The sequence below is a fragment of the Brevundimonas sp. genome (assembly GCF_036659295.1).
Lineage (GTDB): Bacteria > Pseudomonadota > Alphaproteobacteria > Caulobacterales > Caulobacteraceae > Brevundimonas.
The window spans coordinates 1-6,208 of sequence record NZ_JAVXCU010000110.1; the positions used below are offsets into that span (position 1 = coordinate 1).

Below are 6,208 nucleotides of genomic sequence, written 5' to 3' on the forward strand. Positions count from 1 at the left end.
AGGATCGTGAACGCCGCGCGCACCGTCCACCGACCATGCCACCGGCAGGACGTGGATCGGACGGCGGTTCGGCAGACTGATCTTGGACAAGGCCGCGCCAATGGCACGCGCCAGATCATGATCGGAGATCGGATGGCCGCTCAGCGAGACACTGGCCGAGACACGGTGGCTGGCCATCTGGCCAATCGAGGATGTGACCACCACGCCCGAAACCGTCAGACCCGCCGCCCGCTCTGCGCGCTCAACGGCGCGGGCAATGGCGTCGGCGGCGTCTTCCATATTGACGATCACACCCCCGCGCACGCCCTTGGACTGGACATGGCCCGCCCCTGCGACACGGATGGTGTTGTCGGCACGGCGCACACCGTCCGGCTTCATAATAAAGCAGGCAACCTTGGACTGGCCCAGATCAAGCGCCGCGACCGCAGGCGATTTCGCCGAGCCGCCGACCTGGTCCGCTTTCTTGTCCCGCAGAAGTCCGATCATCTTCTTTTCCTCCCGCGAAAAGGTCAGGCGTCCCCTTCGGAAGGGCGGATAGCCACTTCCTCGGGGGTGCGAAGGTCAACACGGGCAAAGCCCAAATCCAGAAGGCGCTCGCGCTGGTCCAGCGCGTCGAGGCGGATCAGGGCCGAGTCCTGATCGACAGCCGGAAGCTGGATGATACCGCCGCCCTTGAGGCGCAGGTCCCAGCGGCGCTCGTCCACGCGCACCAGAGCATCCACCCTTTTCATTAGGTCAGGGCGCTGGCGCAACAATGGCACAATATCGGCCGCCGCCTGATCGGCCCCCTTGCCGACCACCAGTGGCAGTTCGGGATAGCGACCGGCATCGGCCCCGTTAATCACCAGACCATCCGCGTCGATGACATGGGCCTTGCCGCCCATCTGCCAGACCGCCAGACGGTTATGTTCTCTCACATCGACAATAATGGTGTCAGGCAGAAGTCGCACCACGCGCGCCTCCTTGACCCAACCCACCTGTTCGACACGCTCGCGCACAGCCTCCAGATCAAGACTGACCATCGGCTGGTTCTGGTAAAGACCCACGGCACGCTGCACAGGCCCCAGAGCCTCGGGCGAAGCGCCGGTCACATGCACCTTGTCCAGCTTCAGCCCCATGCCCACCGTCACGGTATCCAGCTTTTCCTGCATCGAGGCCGAGATACGCTCGGCCCGCGCGCCGGTCGCCAGCACAGCCGCCAGCACGGCAACGCCACCGATCAGGCAGGCTGCGACCACGCGCGGCGACATGTCCATGCGGCCAACGGCATCCATACGGCCCTGGGGCTTGCCGCGCGCAGCCGGCCCCTTGCCCGATTGTCGTTTACCGCCGCGAACTACCGCCGGCATGAAGCATCCTCCACCAACCAACGCACCAGACTACGATAGTCCATACCGGCATGGGCGGCCTGCTCGGGTGCGAGCGAGGTCGGGGTCATGCCGGGCTGGGTGTTGACCTCCAGCAAGACAAGAAGATCGTTAACGTCGTCATAACGGAAATCGGATCGCGACACGCCGCGACAGCCCATAGCCGTGTGGGCCAGCTCTGCCTGACGTAAAGCCTTGTCAAAAACGTGCTGCGGCAGTTCTGCGGGCAGGACGTGGACCGAGCCGCCCTTGGCATATTTGGCTTCATAGTCATAGAAGCCCTTGGTCGGGGTAATGTCGGTAATGGTCAGCGCGCGGGGGCCGTCGGCCTCGCCCAGCACCGTAACGGCCAGTTCCTTGCCCGCTACGAACGGCTCGACCATGACCAGTTCGCCATAGGTCCAGCTGTCTTCACCCACGGCGGCGACAGGCGCCTCGCCCGGCATCACCACATAGACACCGACGGATGATCCCTCGGCATTTGGCTTAACCACATAGGGGGCCGAAATGACGTGGCTGGTCGCCACAAGCGCACGGTCGAACAGGCCACCACCGGGCACGACCACACCGGCCGCTGCCAGCACCGCCTTTGAACGGTTCTTGTCCATGGCCAGTGCCGAGGACAGTACACCCGAATGCGTATAGGGGATGGCCAGCGTTTCCAGAACGCCCTGAACACAGCCGTCCTCGCCCCACACACCGTGCAGGGCATTGAACACAACATCGGGTTTCAGTTCGCCAAGAACCTGCGCCAGATCACGGCCCGCATCAACGCGGCTGACCTTGGCCACCTGCCCCTCGAGGGCATCGGCGCACAATGTGCCTGAATCCAGCGAAACATTACGTTCCGAAGACAGACCGCCCATCAGGACGGCAACATGGAGGGTATGAAGTGGCGCGCGCATGAGACAATCCGAAGACTAGCCTCCCCCTATCGCCTCAATAGGGTTAACCACTTGGAAACGATAGTGGCCAGATGCCCTGCTACGCTTGAAAAAAGTGCAGCAAACAGGGGATGGTTTTCATCCCCTACGTGTGCGCCGCCATCAAGCCTTGGTGCGGGCCTTAACCGGGGCGACCGATGCGCTTGATTTCCCAGCTCAACTGGATGCCGGTCTTCGAGAAGATATCCTGACGGACCACCTCGCCCAGCCCCTCAAGGTCCGCGGCGGTCGCCTCGCCCGGATTGATCATGAAGTTGGAGTGCAGTTCGCTGAACATCGCACCGCCGCCGGTAACGGCGTGCAACTTGCCGCGCCAGCCCGCCTCATCGACCAGCTTCCACGAAGAATGGCCATCCGGGTTCTTGAAGGTCGAACCACCGGTCTTTTCACGGATCGGCTGGGTGGTTTCGCGGCGGCTGGTAATCTCGGCAATACGGGCCGCAACAGCCTCGGGGGCATCCGCCGTGCCGCGATAGGTTGCCTCGATCCAGATGATATCGGCCGGCGCGTTCGAATGGCGATAGGTATAGCCAAACTGCGCGTTCGTCAGTTCGACCCTCTCGCCCTTGCGGTTCACGCCGCGCGCCGAAACCAGAACGTCACAGGTTTCCGAGCCATAGCAGCCCGCATTCATCGTCAGCGCACCACCGATCGAACCCGGAATACCGGCATAGAATTCCAGCCCTGCAATGCCCGCCTTGGCCGAGGCGCGCGCCACCATCGCATCCAGAGCACCCGAACCTGCGGTAATGGTCAGACCATCGGTCGTCACCTGACCCCACGCACGACCGGCCAGACGAATGACCACGCCGGCCACGCCGCCATCACGCACAATCACGTTGGAGCCCACTCCCAGCGGATAGACCGGAACATCGGCAGGCAGGGCCTTGAGGAAGTCGATCAGATCGTCTTCATCGGCAGGGATAAACAGGGCATCCGCTTTGCCGCCCACGCGGAACCAAGTATATTGGCCCAGCGCCTCGTCCAGCAACAGCTTGCCGCGCACGGGTGGGGGTGCCTTGGTCCAGTCAGTCATCAATATCTCTTGTGCCGTACAGTCGAGGTCCGCTGCCGGACCGTTATCAGGTATGCGTAGATGTCTCTAACCCCCGCCCCGCGCAAGGGGAAACGGTTCCTGCCCTCCGTGAGCGAACCGCTGCGGACCTTCGTGATACTATTCATCATCGTCATTCCAAGCGTCTGGGGCGGTCTGGCCCTAACCATAGGCGTGCTGTTCCTGTCCGAACATCTGGGCCAGAGGCTGACCTTCGAGCAGGCGTTCAACGGTGTGCTGTCGCTGTTTCTGATCCTTGTATTCCTGCCTCTCTGCCATGCAGGCTGTCATCGCTGGTTCTGGCATGTTGAGCGACGCAGGCAGGCGGGCCATTTTATGGGCGGAGAAACGATCCCCGACATGGGATCCGAACCGACAGAGCCTGCGCCCCCGCTCAAGGTTACGTCGTGCGAACAGTTGACCTATGCCCTGCTCTATCTGTCGGCGGTGGCCCTGCTGATGTTCATCTACCTGCCCTTGGGCCACCACGAAGCCATCAGCCGGTTTATCGCCCGTTTCAGCGCAGGTCGGGCCTCGGCCACTTCGCTCGCGAGCATCATCATCGTCTGGATGCCGTTGCTGGGCGGAATGTTTGCCGTGTTTCTGAGCATGGAACGCGACATGAAAAAAATCCGCGCCCATCAGGTGACGGGCGCGGAAAAACAACGGATCGAACTGCGGCTCAACTGGCTCGGGGCCTTTGCGACCGCCGTGACCATGACCGGCTTCCTGTGCTTTGTTCTGGGAAACCTGATCCTGCGCTATCTGGCCTGATCCGCTTTCCCAAAACTTTAGCCTAGTGCTTCCAGTTGCGCCGGAAGGGCATAGGCCCAAGTGGTGATGTCACCGGCTCCGAGGCAAACCACCAGATCGCCCGGCTTGGCCTCGTCGCGGATGGCGCGTGCCAGTGCGGCGGCATTTTCCAGCGCCGCCACCTGACGGTGTCCATACTGCTTGATGCCGCTGACAAGAGCATGCTTGTCCACGCCCTCGATCGGCTGTTCGCCCGCCGGATAAACATCGGCCACCAACACGCTGTCGGCATCCGAGAAACAGGTCGAGAAATCGTCCATCAGATCACGCAGGCGCGTATAGCGATGCGGCTGGACCACCGCGATAACGCGACCCGACTGCTCGGCATTATGAACGACCTGACGGGCCGCCTTGAGAACAGCGGCGATTTCCACCGGATGGTGGCCGTAATCGTCGATCACGCGCACACCATGCGCCACACCTGTCGTGGTAAAGCGGCGCTTCACCCCACCGAAACCGGCCAGACCTGTGCGGATGGATTCATCATCCACACCCACTTCGCGCGCGACCGAAATCGCGGCCAGAGCGTTCGACACATTGTGCCAGCCCGCCATCGGCAGACGCACACGCTCGATACGCTGGTCCGCGTCGCTGGGATGCGAACCACGGATGATGACATCGAAGGTCGAGCCATCGGGATCCATGTCCACGTTTTCGGCACGCACCATGGCTTGGGGGTTCAGGCCATAGGTAATCAGGCGGCGATTGGTGATCTGGGCCGCCAGCTTCTGGACTTCAGGGTGATCCAGACAGACCACACCGAAACCATAGAAGGGCGTGTCCTCGATAAAGTCGCGGAAGGCCTTCTTCACGGCTTCGAAACTGCCGTAGTGATCCAGATGCTCGGGGTCGATATTGGTGATCATCGCCACAGTGCATTTCAGGCGCAGGAACGAGCCGTCCGACTCGTCGGCCTCGACCACGATCCAGTCACCGTCGCCGACCTTGGCATTGGTGCCATAGGCATTGATGATGCCACCGTTCACAACGGTCGGATCAAGATTGCCTGCATCCAGCAGCGCCGCGACCATCGAGGTCGTCGTCGTCTTGCCGTGGGTGCCGCCCACGCCGATCGAGAATTGCAGGCGCATCAGTTCGGCCAGCATTTCTGCACGGCGCACAACCGGAATGCGGCGCTCACGCGCTTCCATCATTTCGGGGTTCTCGGCCTTAACCGCCGTGGAATAGACCACGGCTGAGACACCCTCGGTCACATGGGCAGCGTCATGACCGATATAGATACGGGCACCCAGCTTTTCCAAGCGTTCGGTATTGGCACTGACCTTGGCGTCCGAGCCCTGCACCTGATAGCCGATCTTGAGCATGATTTCGGCAATGCCGCTCATGCCAATACCGCCGATGCCGACGAAGTGGACAGGACCTAGGGAAAACGGGACGGGGCGAAGACGACGGATCATTTACGCCTCATAGCCTTGTCCGCGTCCGCTTAGAAGTGGGGGACCGGATCAAGGATGACGAAAATCTGACAAGTCGAGCAACCGAAAGAGGAAAATCGGCTTCTGCGTTCAGGCGTGCAAAATAAATTCCTGCATCGCAATTTCGCTTGAACCCTTATCCACCGGACTCTTGCGAGTCACAAAGATCAGCGTTTGACTCTTCGAAGAATCAGAAAAGCGATTTGATTACCAACTGTTAACCACGATGAATCACCATGCGTCCTCAACACCACCGGGGCCGCCTATCCATGTCCGAAATACAAACCGACGTCATCCTTCGCGGCGACTGCATCGAACGCTTGAAGGGCCTGCCGGACAAGTCGGTAGACATGGTTTTCGCCGACCCGCCCTATAACCTGCAACTGGGTGGCGACCTGCTGCGTCCCGACAACTCCAAGGTTGATGCTGTCGACGACGAGTGGGACAAGTTCGACAGCTTTGCCGCCTATGACGCCTTTACCCGTGCGTGGCTGGCGGAATGCCAGCGCGTCCTCAAGGACGACGGTACGCTGTGGGTGATCGGCAGCTATCACAACATCTTCCGTCTCGGCTCGGCGATGCAGGACCTCGGTT

General features: G+C 61.2%; 7 protein-coding genes. 2 read left to right on the forward strand and 5 right to left on the reverse strand.

Annotation, left to right across the window (positions count from 1 at the left end; translation table 11 throughout):
- The 4 genes from RSB01_RS13025 to murB form a co-directional block, all read right to left on the reverse strand.
- The coding region (locus tag RSB01_RS13025) for a cell division protein FtsA (RefSeq protein WP_332625615.1) at positions 1 to 486 on the reverse strand (486 nt) is incomplete at its 3' end.
- Positions 487 to 509: 23 nt separating this feature from the next.
- A complete protein-coding gene (locus RSB01_RS13030; protein WP_332590123.1) occupies positions 510 to 1,349 on the reverse strand; it encodes a cell division protein FtsQ/DivIB in 840 nt (279 codons plus the stop codon).
- Positions 1,337 to 2,272: a D-alanine--D-alanine ligase gene (locus RSB01_RS13035; protein WP_332590122.1), complete on the reverse strand. Its 936-nt coding sequence runs from the start codon at positions 2,270 to 2,272 to the stop codon at positions 1,337 to 1,339. The genes RSB01_RS13030 and RSB01_RS13035 overlap by 13 nt, the downstream gene beginning before the upstream one ends.
- 160 nt (positions 2,273 to 2,432) lie before the next feature.
- Entirely contained in the window at positions 2,433 to 3,347 is a 915-nt protein-coding gene (murB, locus tag RSB01_RS13040; RefSeq protein WP_332625617.1) for a UDP-N-acetylmuramate dehydrogenase, read from the reverse strand.
- Positions 3,348 to 3,479: 132 nt separating this feature from the next.
- Between murB and RSB01_RS13045 the strand changes: the two genes are divergently transcribed.
- Complete coding sequence (locus RSB01_RS13045; RefSeq protein ID WP_332620602.1) at positions 3,480 to 4,139, forward strand: hypothetical protein; 660 nt, start codon at positions 3,480 to 3,482, stop codon at positions 4,137 to 4,139.
- 17 nt (positions 4,140 to 4,156) lie between these two features.
- Here RSB01_RS13045 and murC read toward each other — a convergent pair whose 3' ends face one another.
- Positions 4,157 to 5,596 carry a UDP-N-acetylmuramate--L-alanine ligase gene (murC, locus tag RSB01_RS13050; protein WP_332590119.1) on the reverse strand — a complete coding sequence of 480 codons (1,440 nt, stop codon included), beginning with the start codon at positions 5,594 to 5,596 and terminating at the stop codon, positions 4,157 to 4,159.
- Between the two features lie 287 nt (positions 5,597 to 5,883).
- On the opposite strand from murC, the gene RSB01_RS13055 reads away from it, so the two are divergent.
- On the forward strand, positions 5,884 to 6,208 hold a 325-nt coding region (locus RSB01_RS13055; RefSeq protein WP_332625619.1), incomplete at its 3' end, for a DNA methyltransferase.